Below are 18017 nucleotides of genomic sequence, written 5' to 3' on the forward strand. Positions count from 1 at the left end.
CTCAGGCCGTTCGGACCACGCCATCGGCAACCGTTACGGGCCAGGGCGTCAACTTGGCCCCCGCGCAGGGGCCTCCGACACAGGCTCCGCTCAGCGGCTGGAACACCGCGCCATGCCAGCCGCACAGGATCAGGCTTCCGTCCGGCGTCAGATAGCGGTCCAGTTCGATGGCCAGCGGGAATCCCGCGTGCGGGCACCGGTCGACATAGCCCGCCACCTGTCCGTCCTTGCGCACGACAAAGCCATGGAAATAGGCCTCGCCGATCTTCAGGACGAAGCCGCGCGATCCGGGGTCGGCCAGATCGGCTTCGGCACACAAGGCCACGCCCGGCGGTGTCTTCCAGACCCGCGCCCGTTCGGCGGGGGCCGCCTCGCCCGTCATCCGCCTTCGGCCCGCAGCGGACGCGACAGCAGATTGTCGATCACCATGTCGACCGAGGTCTCACCGTTCAGCAGGGCGGCCAGGGCGGTGCAGATCGGCATTTCGACCCCCAGGGCCGCAGCGAGATCCCGCACAGCGGGCGCACTCTGATAGCCTTCGGCCACCGACCGCTTGCCGGCCAGGGCCTCCTCGACGCTCAAACCCTGGCCGAGGGCCAGACCCAGACTCATGTTGCGCGACTGCGGGCTGGAACAGGTCAGCACCAGATCGCCCAGGCCGCACAGACCCGCCACCGTCTCGGCCTTGCCGCCCAGGGCGACGGCCAGACGCGTCATTTCGGCAAAGCCCCGCGTGATCAGGGCGGCGTGGGCACTGCGGCCCAGGCCCCGTCCCTCGACGATGCCGCAGGCGATGGCCAGCACGTTCTTGACCGCCCCGCCCGCCTCGGCCCCGATCAGGTCGGTCGCCAGATAAGGCCGGAACCCCGGGGCCGACAGGGTCCATAGGAGTTCCTCGCCCAGGGCTTCGTCGGCACAGGCCAGGGTCACCGCGCTGGGCAGGCCCCGCGCCACTTCCCCTGCAAAACTGGGCCCGGACAGAACGGCGGCGGGCGCGCCCGGCAGGGTCTCGGCCAGGACGTCGGTCATCAGCTTCAGCGAGCCGCGCTCGATCCCCTTGGAACACAGCACGATCGGCACGCCCGGCCGATAGTGAGGCCGGAACGCCTCCAGCGTCGCCCGCATATGCTGGGCCGGCGGCACGGCCAGAATGATGTCGCGGTCTCCCAGTTCGGCCAGGTCCGGCGTCACCCGCACGCCGGGGTCCAGGGTCACGCCCGGCAGGAAGGCCTCGTTCACACGGCGCTGGCTGATGCTTTCGACCACCTCGGCCTCGCGCGCCTGCAACAGGGTGTCCAGTCCGGCCCAGGCCGTCACCTGGGCCAAGGCCGTGCCCCAGGCCCCGGCCCCGATCACGCCTGCGGTGCGAAATTCCATGCCGTCTCTCCCGTCAGATTCTGGCCGTTACGCCTTGGCGCCCTTGCGACCGGGCGCATGCACTGGATCGGCCAGTGCGCGCGCTTCGTCCAGTGGCCATCGCGGCCGGGCCGCCGTGTCGATGTCCGACACCAGGCCCAGCTTCAGACGCTCTGCCCCGGCCAGGGCGATCATGGCGGCATTGTCGGTGCAGTACACCAGGGGCGGGGCCAGAAAGTCGAACCCGTGCCGCGCTGCCGTTGCTTCCAGCACCCGCCGCACCGTGCGGTTTGCCGCCACGCCGCCGGCCACGACAAATTTTAGGGGCGCTACCGCGCGGGACGCGGTCCCGCGCTGCTTGAGCGCGTTCTCACATGAGGGCGCTATCGCCTCGCGCGCGGCGCTCGGCTGCTTGAGCGCGTTCTCTGGGGTGGACGCTATCGCGTGGGACGCGGTCCCCCGTTGCTTGGCCTTGTAATCGACCATGGCGCGTTCGGAGCGTTCGGCCAGCTGGCGGGCGATCGCGCTCTGAACCGCATCGGCCAGATCGGCGCGGTCCTGATCGGTCTGGCAGGTCTGGGCCAGGCGCGCCGCCGCCGTTTTCAGGCCGGAAAAGGAAAAGTCGCAGTCCTTGCGCCCCAGCAGGGCCCGCGGCAGGTCGAACCGTGACCCGTCGCCCGTCTCGGCCGCCTTTTCCAAGGCCGGTCCGCCGGGATAACCCAGCCCCATGGCCTTGGCGATCTTGTCGAAGGCCTCGCCCGCCGCATCGTCGATGGTGGTGCCGACGCGGGCCATGTCGCCGATGCCGCCGACCTCCAGCAACTGGCAGTGACCGCCGGACACCAGCAACAGAAGGAACGGATAATCCACCGCCGCCCCCAGCCGGGCCGAAACGGCATGGCCTTCCAGATGATTGACGGCGATCAGCGGCAGATCCCGCGCCAGTGCCACCGCCTTGCCGTAGCTGAGGCCCACCATCACCCCGCCGACCAGCCCGGGCCCGGCCGTGGCGGCAACGCCGTCCAGGGCGTCCCAATCCAGCTCGGCCTCGGTCATGGCCCGGCGCACGACGCCATCGATCATTTCGACATGACTGCGGGCCGCAATCTCGGGCACCACGCCGCCGAATGCCGCGTGATCGTCGATCTGACTGTGGATCACGCTGGACAAAACCGTGGCCTGGCCATCTGCCGACAGCCGCACGACCGCAGCGGCCGTCTCGTCGCAGCTGGTCTCGATCCCCAGCAGCGTCACGGTGCCGCCGGTTGCCGCTTGAGCGCCCCTGCTATAGTCCGCGCCTGTTCTCGTCTCCGTCCGCATCGGGTCGAGGTAACGACCCCGCCCCCCCGGCGCAACGGCTGCTGTGTTTTCTCGCATGACCTTTCCCGTCCGCATCGGCACCCGCCGTTCGAAGCTGGCCCTGACGCAGTCGGGCATGATGCAGCGTGCCATTGGCCGGGCCCTGGGCGTGGCCGACGCCGACCTGGCCCGCGACGTGCCCCTGGTCGAGATCGTCACGACCGGCGACCGGGTCCAGGATCGCCGCCTGCTGGAGATCGGCGGCAAGGCAATGTTCACCAAGGAGATCGAAGAGGCCCTGCTGGCGGGCCGTATCGACGTCGCCGTCCATTCGATGAAGGATGTTCCCGCCGAACAGCCGCCGGGCCTGGCCGTGGCCGCCATCCCGGAGCGGGAAGACGCCCGCGACGCCTTCGTCAGCACCGACTATGCCGATTTCGCCGCCTTGCCGCACGGCGCACGCCTGGGAACCGCCTCCCTGCGCCGTCAGGCCCAGGCCCTGGCCCTGCGCCCCGACCTGAAAATCGAGATGCTGCGCGGCAATGTCGACACCCGCCTGAGGCGGCTGGCCGAGGGTGAGTTCGAGGCCATTCTGCTGGCCGCGGCGGGGCTGAACCGGCTGGGCCTGTCCGAGGTCATCCGCGAATGCCTGTCGCCGGACGTCTTCCTGCCTGCCCCGGGCCAGGGGGCCCTGGCCCTGCAGACGCGGATCGAGGACATCGACGCGCCCTGGGTCTCCGCCCTGAACCATGCCCCCACGGCCCTTGCCGTCGCCGCCGAGCGCGGGGCCATGACAGCCCTGGAAGGGTCGTGCCGCACGGCCGTGGGGGCCCATGCCGTCATCAACGGCGACCGCCTGACCCTGACCACCGAAATGCTCAGCCCCGACGGTGCGGCCCGTTGGCGGCGCATCGGCACCATGGACGGCACCGACCTTGAACAGGCCACGATCCTGGGCCAGCGCCTGGGGGCCGAGGTCCATGCCGACGCTGGCGACCAACGGATCGAGATCTGAGATGGCGCGCCTGCGGGACCGGGGACCACCGTGTGTCTGGGTCACCCGCGCCCAGCCGGGGGCCGACCGAACGGCTGAACGTGTGCGGGCCATGGGCGCAACGGCCCTGGTCCAGCCGCTGCTGACGATCCGGCGTCTGGAGCCTGCGATCGATCTGGCCGGCGTGACCGGCCTGGTCTTCACCAGCACCAATGGCGTGACGGCCTTTGAGGCGCTCAGCCCCGGCCGTCGCCTGCCGGTCTGGGCGGTCGGCACCGCCACGGCTCGGGCGGCGCAGGCGGCGGGCTTTACCGAGGTCGTCTCGGCGGACGGCGACCTGTCGGCCCTGGCCCGCCTGATCCGGTCCCGGCATCCCGCTGGCCAAAGCCTGCTGCATCCCCGTGCCCAGGAGCCTGCGGGCGATCTGACGGCGCTGCTGGCAGACCATGCCCCGGTCCGGGGTCTGGCTGTCTATGCCGCCATGCCGACGCCGGAGCCCGCGCCGTCGGAATTCGATGTGGTTTTGATCCATTCCCCGCGCGCGGCCCAGGCGCTGGCAGCCCGGGCCGGGTCCGGCTGGGGGTGCCGCCTGGCCGTCGCGATCTCGCCCGCCGCCGCCCGTCCTCTGTCGGGCCTGGATCTGGCTGGCGTCCACGTCGCCGACACGCCGGATGAGCCTGCCCTCATCGCGACGCTTGGCAAGGCGATCGGTCCCGTATAAACAGCCCTCCTCGCGTCGGACCCCGGTCCGAACCACGCGCAAGGCCGCTTTAGCTCAGCCGGTAGAGCATCGCATTCGTAATGCGGGGGTCAGGTGTTCGAGTCACCTAAGCGGCACCATTCCTTCTTCCTACAGAAACAAGCCTTTGGTCCCTCCCAAGCCGGGGGCGTCGCGGCGTGCGCGTCGCGGCGCGTGGCACAAGTCCGCAGGCGGCTCTTGAACATATAAACATATCTTTATATGTCTGCGCCCCAACGCTGAATGCCACGATCCTTTCTAGGAGTCCGCCTTGTCCCGTTCGACCTTCCTCTTCACCTCGGAAAGCGTGTCCGAGGGTCATCCCGACAAGGTCGCCGATCGCATCAGCGACACGGTCGTGGACCTGTTCCTGTCCAAGGATCCCTATGCCCGGGTGGCGTGCGAGACCCTGACGACCACCAATCTGGTGGTTCTGGCCGGTGAAATCCGCGGCAACGGCATCATGGACACCGCCGGCGAATGGGCCCCTGGCGTCCAGGACGAGATCGAGGCTGCCGTGCGCGCCGCGGTCAAGGACATCGGTTACGAGCAGACCGGCTTCCACTGGGACAAGTTCGAGTTCATCAACCGCCTGCACGGTCAGTCGGCCGACATCGCCGTGGGCGTCGATGCCGCCGGTGACAAGGACGAGGGCGCGGGCGATCAGGGCATCATGTTCGGCTATGCCTCGAACGAGACGCCCGAGCTGATGCCGGCCACCCTGCAATACAGCCACAACATCCTGAAGCGCCTGGCCGAGGTCCGGCATGGCGGCGACACCCGCCTGGAGCCGGATGCCAAGAGCCAGGTCACGATCGAATATGTCGATGGCAAGCCGGTGCGCGCCACCTCCATCGTTCTGTCGACCCAGCATGCGCCAGGCCTGTCGTCGGCCGACGTCGCCGACATCGTCAAGCCGCACATCCTGGCTGTGCTGCCGGAAGGCTTCACCGACGAAAACACCGTCTGGCACATCAATCCGACCGGCATCTTCGAGATCGGCGGACCGGACGGCGACGCGGGCGTGACGGGCCGCAAGATCATCGTCGACACCTACGGCGGCGCGGCCCCGCACGGCGGCGGTGCCTTCTCCGGCAAGGATCCGACCAAGGTCGATCGCTCGGCGGCCTATGCCTGCCGCTATCTGGCCAAGAACGTCGTGGCCGCCGGTCTGGCCGACCGCTGCACCATCCAGATCTCCTACGCCATCGGCGTGGCCGAGCCCCAGTCGATCCACGTCGACCTGCACGGCACGGGCAAGGGCATCACCGAGGCCAAGCTGGAAGAAAACATCCTGGGCCTGATCGGCGGGGCGACGCCGCGCGCCATCCGCGAGCACCTGGGTCTGAACAAGCCCATCTATGCCCGCACCTCGGCCTATGGCCATTTCGGCCGCACGCCCGATGCGGACGGCGGCTTCAGCTGGGAAAAGACCGATCTGGTCGATCAGCTGAAGGCCCTGGCCTGATCCTCGGCGTCATGGCGGGGGCGCTGAATCAGCGTCCCCCGATGACACAACACGGCCTTTGAGGCCTGAGCGCCAGCGCGCTGCGCGAGGCCTTTCGATCACGCCTTCTTGACGAACTCGGTTCTCAGGACGAGGCCGCGTACCTTTTCGACATTGGCCTCGATCTCGTCTGGGTCCCCGGTCAGGCGGATGTTCTTGACCAGGGTGCCGCGCTTCAGCGTCACCCCGCCCGATCCCTTGACCTTCAGATCTTTGATTAGGGTCACACTATCGCCATCGGCCAGGATGTTGCCGGTGGAATCCTTGGTAGGGTCGTCCGTCATGAGGCCTGCCGAAAGGGCTGAGTGATCCATTTGGCCAGAGGCCCGGCTCACTATCGCGGGGCGCCTGGTGGAGCCGAGGGGAGTCGAACCCCTGACCTCGTCATTGCGAACGACGCGCTCTACCAACTGAGCTACGGCCCCGTCTCCGGGTTCAGGCGAGGCGCGACATAGGCGGGGCGGGGACGAGGTGTCAACGGCAAACGCGCGCGCGCCCCCGACCACGGGCATGTTGGCGCGGGGCCCGGCCTGGTCTAGAAGCCGCAGTCTCGCAATGGAGCATCCCGAATGGCCGTGGCCGTCATCCAGTTTATCTTCTTCCTGATTGACGCCGTGCTGGGCCTGCTGGTGCTGGCCATCATCGTCAGCGCGATCCTGAGCTGGCTGTTCGCCTTCGATGTCATCAACTATCGCAACCGCTTCGTGGCCAGCCTGGCCGAGACGCTGGACCGGATCACGGCCCCGATCCTGGCTCCCCTGCGCTCGATCATCCCGTCGCTGGGCGGTCTGGATGTCAGCCCGATCGTCGCCCTGCTGATCATCCACGGCATCCGCATCTATCTGCTGCCGGCCTCGCAGGCCGCAGCGCTGAGCCTGGTCGTCGGCTACTGAGCAACAGTCGGCGGGCTCTTGCACTGCAATAGATTGCCCCCGGAACGTCACCCTCCTAAGGTGCCAATCCTCCCGGGCAGATCGCCGCAGCAGACCGTTCCTTCATGACCTCGATCCGGACAGTGGCCGTCATCGGCGCGGGCCAGATGGGCGCCGGTATCGCCCAGGCGGTGGCCGTGGGCGGTTATGACGTGCGGCTCTATGATTCCGATGAGCAGCGGGTGCCGCTGGCTCGCGCCATGATCGCCGCCAGCCTGGCCCGTCAGGTGGGCCGCGGGCAGCTGGATCAGGGTGTGGCCGATGCGGCCCTGGCGCGCGTCGCCGCCCTGTCCACCCTGGCCCAGGCCGGAGCAGCCGATCTGGTGATCGAGGCGGCGGTCGAGGACGAGGCGGTCAAGAAGTCGGTGCTGAGCGAGCTGACGCCGCATCTGGGCCCCGACACCCTGCTGGCCTCCAATACATCTTCGATCTCGATCACCCGCCTGGCCTCGGCGACGGACCGGCCGGACCGGTTCATCGGCCTGCATTTCATGAAGCCGGCGCCGGTGATGCGGCTGGTCGAGATCGTGCGCGGCATCGCCACCTCGGCTGCCACCTATGACGCGGCGGTCGCCTTCGCCGAAAGCCTGGGCAAGACCACGACCCAGGCCGAGGATTTCCCCGCCTTCATCGTCAACCGCATCCTGGTGCCGATGATCAATGAAGCGATCTATACCCTTTACGAGGGGGTCGGGAACGTCGCCTCCATCGACAAGGCGCTGAAGCTGGGGGCCAACCATCCGATGGGGCCGCTGGAACTGGCGGACTTCATGGGCCTGGACGTCGTTCTGGCCATCATGAACGTGCTCTACGACGGCCTGGCCGACAGCAAATATCGGCCCTGTCCGCTGCTGGTGAAATATGTCGAGGCGGGCTGGCTGGGGCGCAAGTCCGGGCGTGGCTTCTACGACTATTCCGCCGAGCCTCCGGCGCCGACACGATGAAGTTCCGGCTGGACAGTCCCTCCGACCTGCCGGGCCAGCGTGCGGTCATCTGGCGCAAGTCGCCGGTCATGGTGGCCCTGGCCGCCGTCCTGGGGGCCGCCTGGCCGCCGCTGATCCTGACCCTGCCGCTGTGGCGACCCAACAACTGGATGCCCGGCCTCTCCATGGACTGGCGGTTGCAGGTCTTCGTTCTGGGCCTGATCGCGGTGCCGGCCATTCTGTGGGTCCTGGCCCGCGAGCGCGAGCGGTCCAATCGACCGGCGACCCGGCTGGGCGTGGTCTGGCGCTTCATGTTCTTCGGCGGCCTGCTGTCGGCGGCCGGGCAGGTGCTGATGGCCCTGCTCACCGCGATTGCCGGGGGGATCGGCTCGGCCGGCGTGGGCGAGGCGGCGGGCTTTGCCGAGACCGTCTTCCTGATCTTCGGCGTCGGGGGACTGCCGATCGCGATGATCGTCGGGGTCAGCTACGCCCTGTGGGCCGGGTTGTGCGCCGCCTTCATCGCCTTCGAGGCCCGGCCTGCGCCGGTGCGTGATCGCCTGGGCGTGATCGGCGAGACCGACGCGGTCTGACGGCCGTTGTCTGGATTACGGCGAATTTAGTTTTCCGGCGACCGGCTTGGTGTCAAGCTTCCTTGTCTTAACGGCGGGGGCCTCCATGACCACGATCGATCCAGCGACATCCGTCAGCCTTGCACCGGCTCGCCTTGCGCCAGTCGCTCCGGCGGACCGCGAGTTCAATCTCGACATGCTGCGCGGCTGGGCCATCCTGGGCATCCTGGCGGTCAATGCGATGACCTTCGCCTGGCCCTTCGCTCTGGAAATGAGCCCCGACCTGACCCCCTTCGCCATGGCCGGGGCGGACAAGGTCGGGACCTGGGCGACAGATGTCTTCTTCACCGACAAGTTCCGCAGCCTGTTCTCCATGCTGTTCGGGGTGTCGGTCTTCCTGATCGGGGGAGAGCGGTCGGACGCGGCGCGCGGTGCGCTGCTGCGACGGCGGCTGTGGCTCCTGGCCCTGATCGGTGCTCTGCACGGTGCGGTTCTGTGGTTTGGCGACATCCTGCTGAACTACGCCGTCTGGGGCTTCGTCATGCTGCTGGTCCGGTCCTGGACCGGGCGGCGGCTGGTGTGGACTGGCGGCCTGCTGCTGGTCTTCTGGTCGCTTCTGGCCGTGGGGATGGTCTATCTGACGGCCTGGGGCGAAACCTATGCGGCTGCGCAGGGGGCCGAGGCGGCCCAGTCCGGCAATCCCTTCGCCGTGACGGCGGCGGGCTTCCAGGCCCAGATCGAGGCCGGACGCGCCGGATGGCCCCAGGCCGGCATCCAGAACTTCCAGAACTGGCTGATCACCGCCCCCTTCCTCATCATCATCTTCGGTCCGGTGACCCTGTCGCTGATGATGCTGGGCCTGGGCCTGTACAAGACCGGCTTCTTCAGTGGCCGGGCCCCGGTCTGGGTTTATGGCCTGCTATCTGCGGCAGCGCTGGCCAATCTGGCGGTCTTCGCCTGGTCGGAGTGGATCTCGCTGGGGTCGCCCAAGGGGCAGGATCCGGCCGGTCTGATCGACGAGATCGCCGCCTCCTTCGCCCCTCTGATCACCCTGGGCTATGCCAGCCTGCTTATCCTGATGACCCGGTTCGGGCTGAAGGTCGTGACATCGGTCTTGGTGCCCGTCGGACGGATGGCCTTCACCAACTATCTGACCCAGTCCCTCATCATGGCCAGCCTCTTCTATCTGAACTGGGGACCGGGCTGGTACGGCACCATGGGGCCGGGGGCCCTGTGGGGCGTGGTCGCGGCCGTCTGGGCGGTCCAGCTGATCTGGTCGCCCCTGTGGCTGTCGATGTTCCAGATGGGGCCGCTGGAATGGCTGTGGCGATCGGCCACCTATGGACGGTGGGTGCCGCTGCGAAAGGGGTGATGAGGCAGGAATGAGCCTTCAGAGGCACCGGCGGCCTTTTGCTCACTAGCCCTTTTCACCCGACCCGCTCTAAAAGCGGCGCATGAGCGACCAGCCCCTGTCCCCCCGCCCCGAAGCCCGAAATCCGCGAGGCTTCGGCGACCGCCGCGGCCGCGACCTGATCGCGGAGCGCCGCCTGATCGCGCGGGTCTCGGCCGTCTATGAGCGCTGGGGTTTCGAGCCGCTGGAGACGCCGGCTTTCGAATACGCCGACGCCCTGGGCAAATTCCTGCCGGACGACGACCGCCCCAATGCCGGGGTGTTCGCCCTGCAGGACGATCCGGAGGATGAGGGCGTCGGGTCATGGATGGCCTTGCGCTACGACCACACCGCGCCGCTGGCCCGCTATGCCGCCCAGAACTGGGAGACCCTGCCCAAGCCCTTCCGGCGCTATGCCTATGGCCCGGTCTGGCGCAACGAAAAGCCCGGGCCCGGCCGGTTCCGCGAGTTCGTGCAGTGCGATGCCGATACGGTCGGTTCGGACCGGCCCGAGACCGACGCCGAGATCATCGCCATGGCGGGCGAGGGGCTGATCGCCGCCGGTCTGGCTCCGGATCAGGCCGTGATCCGGGTCTCCAACCGCAAGCTGTTCGACGGCCTGTTCGAGGCCGGTGGTGTGACCGATCCGGTCCAGCGCCTGACCGCCTTGCGCGCCGTGGACAAATTCGACCGCCTGGGCTGGGAGGGTGTCAGCGCCCTGCTGGGCGAAGGCCGACTGGATGAGTCCGGCGACTATACCAAGGGCGCCGGGCTGTCGCCGCGCGTCATCGGCACGCTTGAAGCCTTCCTGTCCTCGGCGACCCAACCGGGTCTGGATCGTGCTGCCGTGCTGGATGCCGTGTCGGGCGCGGGCGATCTCGGCGCGGCCGGGGCCCAGGCCCTGGCCGAGCTGTCGGCCATCGATCGCGCCCTGTCGGCCATGGGGGTGAGCCAGGACGCGGTCCGGTTCGATCCGACCATCGTGCGGGGTCTGGAATACTATACGGGCGCCGTGTTCGAGGCCGAGTTGCTTCTGCCGACCACCGATGACAAGGGGCGGCCCGTTCGGTTCGGCTCGATCGGTGGCGGCGGACGCTATGATGATCTGGTCGCCCGGTTCACCGGGGCCAGCCTGCCTGCCACTGGCTTTTCGTTCGGGGTGTCGCGACTGGCTGCGGCCCTGAAGGCGGCGGGCCGGGCCGAAACCGATGTGCGCGGGCCGGTGGTGGTCATCGTCTTCTCCGACGACGACATGAAGACCTATCTGGATGCCGGGTCGGAACTGCGGGCCGCCGGCATCGCGGCCGAGGTCTATCTGGGCCGCGCGGGCATGAAGGCGCAGATGAAATATGCCGATCGCCGCGGAGCCCCTGCCGTTGTCATCCTGGGCGGTGACGAGATCTCGGCGGGTCAGGTGACGATCAAGGACCTGGATGCGGGTCGGGCCCTGGCTGCGAATCTGGCCGACAATGCGGCGTGGAAGGCACAGCGTCCGGGGCAGCGGGTCGTGCCGCGCGCGGACCTGGTTTCGACCCTGAGGGAGATTATCGACGGTTCGTCGATAAATGTGCCGCCAGTCTCCTGACTTATCGACGTTCAGTCGAGGAAAGTGCGGTTTTCGCGTGTCCTTTGATTGACTTGGGTCGGGCGAAGGCGTCTCATGAACTCACTCGAGAAGCGCGGCTTTGCTGTCGCAGCGTTTCGGAGGCGTTTCGGGGAGGAAACGTCCGCTCCATAGAGAGCGAAAGAAGCCCGTTGCGATGTATCCCCCGCAACGGGCTTTTTCGTGCCTGGAATCCTGGATTGCGCGCCAAGCGGTGCCTCACGGCAGGGAGCGGGCAGCACGCCCATTCCCCGCCGTGATCGCGCGGTCTGCCCCCGATATTACCAGAGGCGGACCCGGTCGGCCGGAGCCAGGTAATAGGCATCGCCCGGTTCTACGTCGAAGGCGTCATACCAGGCGTCCAGGTTCCGCAGCGGGCCGATGACGCGGAACGGGGCCGGCGAATGGCTGTCCGTGGCGATCATCTGTTTGGTCGTCTCATCGCGCGCCTTGCTGCGCCAGACCTGAGCCCAGCCATAGAAGACCCGCTGGTCGCCGGTGACGCCGTCCAGGACCGGTGCCTCGGCCCCATCCAGCGACAGGTGATAGCCAGCCAGACCCAGGGTCACCCCGGCCAGATCGCCGATGTTCTCGCCCATGGTCAGGTCCGGCTGGATGTTGAAGCCGGGCAGGGGGGCATACTGGGCATATTGCGATCCCAGAGCCTGGGCGCGGGCGTTGAAATTGGCGGCGTCCTGGGGCGTCCACCAGTCCCGCAGGATACCGTCGCCGTCGGACTTGCGCCCCTGGTCGTCGAAGCCGTGGCCGATCTCGTGTCCGATCACGCCGCCGATGGCACCATAGTTGACCGCCGGGTCGGCGAGCGGATCGAAGAAGGGCGGCTGCAGGATGCCGGCTGGGAAGGTGATCTCGTTCTTCGTGGAGTTATAGGTGGCGTTGACGGTCTGAGGCGTCATGAACCATTCGTTCGGATCGACCGGCCGGTTCAGGCGATCGCGCTGATAGGCCCAGTTGAAGGCGGCGATGGCCTCGCGGTTGCCGAACAGGTCGCCGGGCGTGACCTGAAGCGCGGAGTAGTCGCGCCATTGGTCGGGATAGCCGATCTTGACCGAAAAATTGTCGAGCTTGTACAGCGCCTGCTCTCGGGTTTCCGGGCCCATCCAGTCCAGCTGGGCGATCCGTCCGGCAAGCGCGATCCGCAGATTGTTGACCAGGGCCTCCATCTGGGCCCGTGATTCCGGCGGAAAATATTCGGCAACATAAAGCCGGCCCAGCGCCATCCCCAGGCCGGATTCGGCAAAGCTGACGGCCCGCTTGTCGCGGCTGCGCTGCTCGGGCGTGCCCGACAGGTCACGGTCGCGGAAGGCCCAGCGCGCGTCCGAGAAACGCTGCGACAGGACCGGCGCGGCCTGGTCGACCACGCGGAAGGCCTGCCAGGCCTGCAGGGTCGCGATGGGGGTCTCTTCGAACACCGCGGCGATCTTGGGCAGGGCGGTGTTCTGGCGCACGACCAGCCGGTCCACCTGTCCCAGCTGAGCGGCGTCCAGATAGGCGGTCCAGCCGAAGCCGGGCATCTGCTGGGCCAGTTCGGCCGGCGTGGCGGGGTTGTACGTCAGTTCCCGGTTGCGGCTCTGAGCCGGCGACCAGTGAGCCTCGGCAATGCGGGTCTCGAAGGCGACGATGGCCGCTGCGGATCCGACCGGGTCTTCCCAGCCGATCATCCCCAGCATGTTGGCGATATAGGCCTCGTACAGCACCTTCTTGTCGGCGAAACGGGCGTCCAGATAATAGTCGCGGTTGGCCATGCCCAGGCCGCCCTGGCTGACATAGGTCACATGGACGTCGGGGGCCTTGGCGTCGTCGCTGATGCCAATGCCGAAGATGGAGGCCCCCAGCCGCCCCTCGCTGCGGCCCATCAGGGCGGCGAAGGCGGCGTGGTCGTTGGCGGCACGGATCTCGTTCAGGTAGGGCTGGATCGTCTGTGCATCCAGCGCCTCGATCCGATCGACATCCATATAGCTGGTATAGAGGGCCGCGATCTTGGCTTCATCCGAACCGGCCACCAGATCGGTGCGGGTGGTCAGCCCCTGGACGATGGCCATCAGCCGCGCGTCGCTCAGTTCCCGCAGCACGTCGAAGGAGCCATAGCGGGTCCGGTCGCCCGGGATCACCAGGGCGTCGACGGCCGTTCCATTGGCATGGCGAAAGAAGTCGTCGCCGGGGGCCACGCTCAGATCGCGACCTGCCAGATCAAAGCCCCAGGTGCCGTACCGCGGCGCATCGACCCCGATCAGAGTCCCGCTGCCACCGCCGGACCCGACGTCGAACAGCGACTGCACAGCGCAGGCCTCATCCAGACACTCATGATCATGATCGGCCGCAACCTGTGCGACGGCGGCGGACGGCAGCCACAGAGCGGCGAGGGCGGAACCAGGAGCAGGCGTTTCATAGGCTTAAGTCCTGAACTGTGCCGCGCATACTGCGGCCTCCGGATCGTTCTAGGCGCGGATGGGGTCGTCCTGCCTTAAAAAAAGTTCATGCACGCGCTGCGGCGGCTCGCCACGCCCCCCCGATCTGGGCGACAGTGCCGCTGACAAATCTGGAGGATCGATGGCGGTCGAGCACGGCGCGGGCGAATACAAGGATCTGGTGGTCTTCCTGGCCGCTGCGGGCGTGGTCGTGCCCCTGTTCAACCGGCTGAAGATCAGCCCCGTGCTGGGATTCCTGGCGGCGGGTGTCCTTTTGGGCCCTGACGGTCTGGGGCGGATCGCGGGCAACCAGGGCTGGCTGTCCTGGCTGACCATCAGCGACGAGGATCAGGTACGCCAGCTGGCTGAGCTGGGCGTCGCCTTCATGCTGTTCATGATCGGGCTGGAACTGTCCTGGGAGCGGCTGAAGGCCATGCGCAAGCTGGTGTTCGGCCTGGGCCTGACCCAGGTGCTGGCCTGCACCGTCGTGCTGTCCGCGGGCTTTATGATGCTGGGCCAGTCGCTGGTCTCGGCGGCGGTTCTGGGCATGGGCCTGGCCCTGTCCTCGACCGCCGTGGTCATGCCCGTGCTGGCCGAGCGGGGCCGGTTGAAGACCGCGACCGGGCGATCGACCTTTTCCATCCTGCTGGCCCAGGACCTGTCGGTCGCGCCCATCCTGATCACCGTGACGGTGCTGGCCGGCCTGGCCCAGGGCGGGGGCGAACTGGACCCCCAGGTGTTGAAGACCGCCCTGTTCACCCTGGCCCCGGCGGCAGTGGGGCTGGCGCTGTTGGTCCTGCTGGGGCGGATTGTGCTGCGCCCCATGTTCCGCTCGGTCGCGCGCGCCCAGATGAAGGGGCAGGGACACGAACTGTTTGTGGCGGCTTCGCTTCTGGTGGTCGTGGGGGCCGGACTGGCCGCCCAGGCGGCCGGCCTGTCCATGAGTATCGGGGCCCTGGTCGCAGGCCTGCTGCTGGCCGAGACCGAGTTTCGGCGCGAGGTCGAAATCTCCATTGAGCCGTTCAAGGGGCTGCTGCTCGGCGTCTTCTTCGTCGGCGTGGGTATCGGGCTGGACCTGGATGCCGTGGCCGCCGACCCCGTCGCCGTCTTTGCCCTGGCCCTGGTCATCACGGGGGTGAAGGTGGGGATCATCTTCGCCCTGGCGCGCGCCTGGGGCATGTCGGTCCGCGTCGCGCTGGAGACGGCCCTGGTGCTGGGCCCGGCGGGAGAGTTCGCCTTCGTCATCCTGTCGGCTGGTATGGTCGAGGGCGTGGCCTCACCACCCTTCACCCGCACCGTGATCCTTGCGGCCACCATCAGCATGTTTACCGTGCCCCTGCTGGCCCTGATCGGTCATCGGCTGGCCCAGCGTGCTGCCATCACCAATCCTGTCTCAACCCAGCCGGAAATGGACGCCGCCCCTCTGGGCGAGGCGGGCGAAGGCCGGGTGCTGATCGTCGGCTTTGGCCGGGTGGGCCGACTGGTGGGCGACATGCTGACCGAGCATGGCCAGGCCTTTCTGGCGGTCGATGCGGACCCCGCGACGGTCGAGGCGGCCCGGCGCGACGGACTGGACGTCATCTATGGCGATGCGGGCCGTGCCGAGATGCTGGCCCGGTGCGGCCTGGATAATGCCCGTGCCGTGGTCGTGACCATGGACGCGCCGGGCAAGGTCGATCAGGTGGTCGAGGTCGTGCGGCGGCTGCGCGCCGACGTGACGCTGATCGCCCGCGCCCGCGATGACCGCCATGCCGTCCGCCTCTATGCCCTGGGCGTGACCGATGCCGTGCCCGAGACGACCGAGGCCAGCCTGCAACTGGCGGAGAATACCCTGGTTGATCTGGGGATACCGATGGGTCTGGTGCTGGCCTCGATCCACGAGCGGCGCGATCGCTACCGGTCGGTCTTCCAGGCCGCCCAGCCCGAGGCTCAGCGTAACCGCCCCAATCGCGCGCTGCGCAGTGCCCTGCGGGTCGAGCCGAACCGGTCCTGATACGGACACATTGACGCACGCGAGCCATGGCTTGTTAAGACGGATACCCCATTTTGGTCATCGTTCGGTGGTGAAAGCCCCGATCAAGCCTTGGCCGTTGATCGCCGTTCCGCGCGATCCAAACCCCTAAAGACACGGCACACCCTGTTCCTTGCGGCGGCCCTGCCTCCGCACAGTACGAGTACCCGTTTTCAATGCGAGATTCCGTCATCACTACCGTCGACCCGTCCGAGTCCGAAGCGACTGCGCCCCGCCTCAACCGCCGCCAAGCCGCCAAGGTCCGCACCCGCCAGAAGGTTCTGGACGCCGCCCGGACGCTGTTTGCAGAGCGCGGATATGACCCGGCCACCATCCGAGACATCGCCAAGGGTGCCGGTATGTCCACCGGCGCGGTCTTCGCAAACTTCCAGGACAAGGCCGAACTGTTCGAGGCCGTACTGTCCGAGGACATGGCCAAGATGGCCGAGGTCCTGAAGAACGGTGCCGATCAGGACGCGGGCCTGCGCAACCGCCTGCTGGGGGCCCTGACCGCCGGCTATCACGGCTCGATCGACCAACTGCCGCTGGTCCAGGCGGTGGTTGCCCGCTCCTGGTTCCAGCCCCTGGCCGCCGAGATGCGCAGCCGGACCCTGACCAAGGGCCTCGTCGTTGTCGTCGGTGACATCCTGCAGTCGGGAATCCGCAGCGGCGAACTGCGCCAGGACACGGACGTCCGCCTGCTGGGCGAACTGATCTGGGACGCCTATCTGTCGAACTACCGCCGCGCGGCCTACGACAACTGGGGCGTTGAGGAACTGTCGGCCCATATGGCCAAACAGATCGACGTCCTCCTGGCTGGCGCCCTCTCGCGGCAGTAGTCCTGGGCCGCGGTCGTCGGCCTCCGGGACTTCCCGACCCGACGCGGTCGGATATCCCGTCTCCTCCCTGTTCGCGCAGCGGATGGGGAGGTGGCGCGGCGCGGCTGCGCGCCGTGACGGAGGGGACCCTTTTGGGCCCGTTGCTACGGAAAGACCCCCTCCACCACTCCGCGGTCCCCCTCCCCATCCTTGATGGGGAGGAGAACTTTCAGCTCTTCCACCTCAGCACCGCCGCCTTGACGGGGTTGGCGAAGGCGCGGCCCTCAGCGCGGCTGCGCGCCCATTCGCGCTTCAGCTGCTGATACCATTTGGCCTGTTTGTCGGCGTCGTCGATCCACAGCAGGGCCGGGTCGTAGCGCAAGCCCTCGTTCTGCAGGTTCACCATGCCGCCGTCCTGTTTCAGGAAGGCCCGCACGCCCAGCCGCAGGAACGGCCGGGCCAGGGCGAAGACCCAGTGGTCGGACCAGAAGATCTGGGTGATCCGCGTCCGCGTTTCCGTCACCGGCGTCAGACAGGTCAGGGCCAGAACCTGGCGCTCCCCGACCTGGATATGCTCCCACCGATAACCAGGCAGGCGGAAGGTGATCTCGGTCGCCGGAGCCCCGCCCAGGATGCGATAGGCCCGGCTGTTGGACGACGGCGCATGCCGCACCATGGCAAAGCCCAGGTCGCGCGGCTCGAACGCCTTGGCCTTTTCGTGCATGGAATGCTCGGACCGCCACCACCACTGCTGGTGTACGAAGGGGCCATGGGCCGGATCCATCAGGCCGACGACGGCGTGGTCGATGTGGCTGTCGAAATCCATGCTCTCGACCAGGCGTGCATCCCCGCCCACTACGCCTGGAAAGACCGGAGGCTCATGGTCGGGGGCCGCGTCGGAACGCGGGTCGGCCGCCATCCAGACGAAGACCATGCCCTGGCTTTCACGCACCGGATAGGACCGGACCCGGATGCGGTCGGCCTCGAAAGCCTGATCCTCGACCAGCGACGGGATCGCCGCGCACACCCCGTCGGTGCGGAACCGCCAGCCGTGATAGGGGCATTCCACCGTCTCGCCCTCGCCCGCCTTGTCGACGACGCGCCCGGCCGACAGCGGGGCGGCCCTGTGCGGGCAGATGTCGCGCAGGCCGAAGACGGCACCGCCCTTGGTGCGTCCGATCAGGACGGGCTCGCCCATCACCTCATGCCGCTTCAATGAGCCGGCGGCGACGTCGCGCGACAGGGCGACGAAATACCAGCTGTCCATCACGAACCCCTTGCCGAAGGCGGTGGTCGGGGCCTTTGCGGAAAGCGGCTCGGCTTTGTGAGAAGAAGGAAGGGCGGTGTCGGCTGGGCTCATGGGCGGGATCATAGCGGGCCCGAGAGATTTCGTCTTGACCCGCGATCAGCCTGCATCCGATCAAGTGTGCTGCGGCGACTAACCATC

General features: G+C 67.8%; 16 protein-coding genes and 2 tRNA genes. 11 read left to right on the top strand and 7 right to left on the bottom strand.

The annotated features are described in order from the left end of the window. Window position 1 precedes the first annotated feature (1 nt). From JIP62_RS10180 to tsaD, 3 genes are read right to left on the bottom strand one after another with little or no spacing between them, the layout of a single operon-like run. Window positions 2-382 (bottom strand): Rieske (2Fe-2S) protein, encoded by a 381-nt coding sequence (locus JIP62_RS10180; RefSeq protein WP_201102077.1) that lies wholly within the window; start codon window positions 380-382, stop codon window positions 2-4. Beyond that, window positions 379-1377, bottom strand: coding sequence for an NAD(P)H-dependent glycerol-3-phosphate dehydrogenase (locus JIP62_RS10185; protein WP_201102078.1), 999 nt, complete (start codon window positions 1375-1377; stop codon window positions 379-381). Before JIP62_RS10185 ends, JIP62_RS10180 begins: the two co-directional genes overlap by 4 nt. Window positions 1378-1404: 27 nt before the next feature. After that, window positions 1405-2610: a tRNA (adenosine(37)-N6)-threonylcarbamoyltransferase complex transferase subunit TsaD gene (gene tsaD, locus JIP62_RS15340; RefSeq protein WP_201102079.1), complete on the bottom strand. Its 1206-nt coding sequence runs from the start codon at window positions 2608-2610 to the stop codon at window positions 1405-1407. Window positions 2611-2731: 121 nt separating this feature from the next. Between tsaD and hemC the strand changes: the two genes are divergently transcribed. The 4 genes from hemC (at window position 2732) to metK (ending at window position 5856) form a co-directional block, all read left to right on the top strand. Further along, window positions 2732-3670 carry a hydroxymethylbilane synthase gene (hemC, locus tag JIP62_RS10195; RefSeq protein WP_201102081.1) on the top strand — a complete coding sequence of 313 codons (939 nt, stop codon included), beginning with the start codon at window positions 2732-2734 and terminating at the stop codon, window positions 3668-3670. A 1-nt stretch (window position 3671) separates the two neighbouring features. After that, complete coding sequence (locus tag JIP62_RS10200; RefSeq protein WP_201102083.1) at window positions 3672-4370, top strand: uroporphyrinogen-III synthase; 699 nt, start codon at window positions 3672-3674, stop codon at window positions 4368-4370. Window positions 4371-4413: 43 nt separating this feature from the next. Further along, window positions 4414-4489 (top strand) — tRNA-Thr (locus JIP62_RS10205). 170 nt (window positions 4490-4659) lie between these two features. Continuing rightward, window positions 4660-5856, top strand: a complete 1197-nt coding sequence (metK, locus tag JIP62_RS10210) for a methionine adenosyltransferase (protein WP_201102084.1) — start codon at window positions 4660-4662, stop codon at window positions 5854-5856. Between the two features lie 98 nt (window positions 5857-5954). Here metK and JIP62_RS10215 read toward each other — a convergent pair whose 3' ends face one another. Next, window positions 5955-6179, bottom strand: coding sequence for an alkylphosphonate utilization protein (locus tag JIP62_RS10215; RefSeq protein WP_201102085.1), 225 nt, complete (start codon window positions 6177-6179; stop codon window positions 5955-5957). A 65-nt stretch (window positions 6180-6244) separates the two neighbouring features. Beyond that, window positions 6245-6320, bottom strand: a tRNA-Ala gene (locus JIP62_RS10220). A gap of 144 nt (window positions 6321-6464) precedes the next feature. On the opposite strand from JIP62_RS10220, the gene JIP62_RS10225 reads away from it, so the two are divergent. The 5 genes from JIP62_RS10225 to hisS all read left to right on the top strand — a co-directional run bounded on the left by JIP62_RS10225 (window position 6465) and on the right by hisS (window position 11294). Then, window positions 6465-6788, top strand: a complete 324-nt coding sequence (locus tag JIP62_RS10225) for a YggT family protein (protein ID WP_201102086.1) — start codon at window positions 6465-6467, stop codon at window positions 6786-6788. Window positions 6789-6892: 104 nt separating this feature from the next. Further along, window positions 6893-7771: a 3-hydroxybutyryl-CoA dehydrogenase gene (locus JIP62_RS10230; RefSeq protein WP_201102087.1), complete on the top strand. Its 879-nt coding sequence runs from the start codon at window positions 6893-6895 to the stop codon at window positions 7769-7771. After that, a complete protein-coding gene (locus JIP62_RS10235) occupies window positions 7768-8340 on the top strand; it encodes a phthalate transporter (RefSeq protein WP_201102088.1) in 573 nt (190 codons plus the stop codon). Before JIP62_RS10230 ends, JIP62_RS10235 begins: the two co-directional genes overlap by 4 nt. Window positions 8341-8425: 85 nt before the next feature. Continuing rightward, window positions 8426-9691: a DUF418 domain-containing protein gene (locus JIP62_RS10240; protein ID WP_201102089.1), complete on the top strand. Its 1266-nt coding sequence runs from the start codon at window positions 8426-8428 to the stop codon at window positions 9689-9691. A gap of 82 nt (window positions 9692-9773) precedes the next feature. Further along, window positions 9774-11294 (top strand): histidine--tRNA ligase, encoded by a 1521-nt coding sequence (hisS, locus tag JIP62_RS10245; RefSeq protein ID WP_201102090.1) that lies wholly within the window; start codon window positions 9774-9776, stop codon window positions 11292-11294. A gap of 299 nt (window positions 11295-11593) precedes the next feature. On the opposite strand, the gene JIP62_RS10250 is transcribed toward hisS, so the two are convergent. Continuing rightward, window positions 11594-13612 carry a M13 family metallopeptidase gene (locus JIP62_RS10250; protein WP_230974727.1) on the bottom strand — a complete coding sequence of 673 codons (2019 nt, stop codon included), beginning with the start codon at window positions 13610-13612 and terminating at the stop codon, window positions 11594-11596. 271 nt (window positions 13613-13883) lie between these two features. Between JIP62_RS10250 and JIP62_RS10255 the strand changes: the two genes are divergently transcribed. Further along, window positions 13884-15734: a cation:proton antiporter domain-containing protein gene (locus JIP62_RS10255; protein ID WP_201102091.1), complete on the top strand. Its 1851-nt coding sequence runs from the start codon at window positions 13884-13886 to the stop codon at window positions 15732-15734. 194 nt (window positions 15735-15928) lie between these two features. After that, window positions 15929-16591 carry a TetR/AcrR family transcriptional regulator gene (locus JIP62_RS10260; protein ID WP_201102092.1) on the top strand — a complete coding sequence of 221 codons (663 nt, stop codon included), beginning with the start codon at window positions 15929-15931 and terminating at the stop codon, window positions 16589-16591. A gap of 208 nt (window positions 16592-16799) precedes the next feature. Here the strand turns inward: JIP62_RS10260 and JIP62_RS10265 are convergent, their stop codons facing one another. Further along, a complete protein-coding gene (locus tag JIP62_RS10265; protein ID WP_201102093.1) occupies window positions 16800-17930 on the bottom strand; it encodes an aromatic ring-hydroxylating oxygenase subunit alpha in 1131 nt (376 codons plus the stop codon). Between the last annotated feature and the right edge of the window lie 87 nt (window positions 17931-18017).

Origin of the sequence: Brevundimonas vitisensis (assembly GCF_016656965.1) — a bacterium.
GTDB classification, from domain to species: domain Bacteria; phylum Pseudomonadota; class Alphaproteobacteria; order Caulobacterales; family Caulobacteraceae; genus Brevundimonas; species Brevundimonas vitisensis.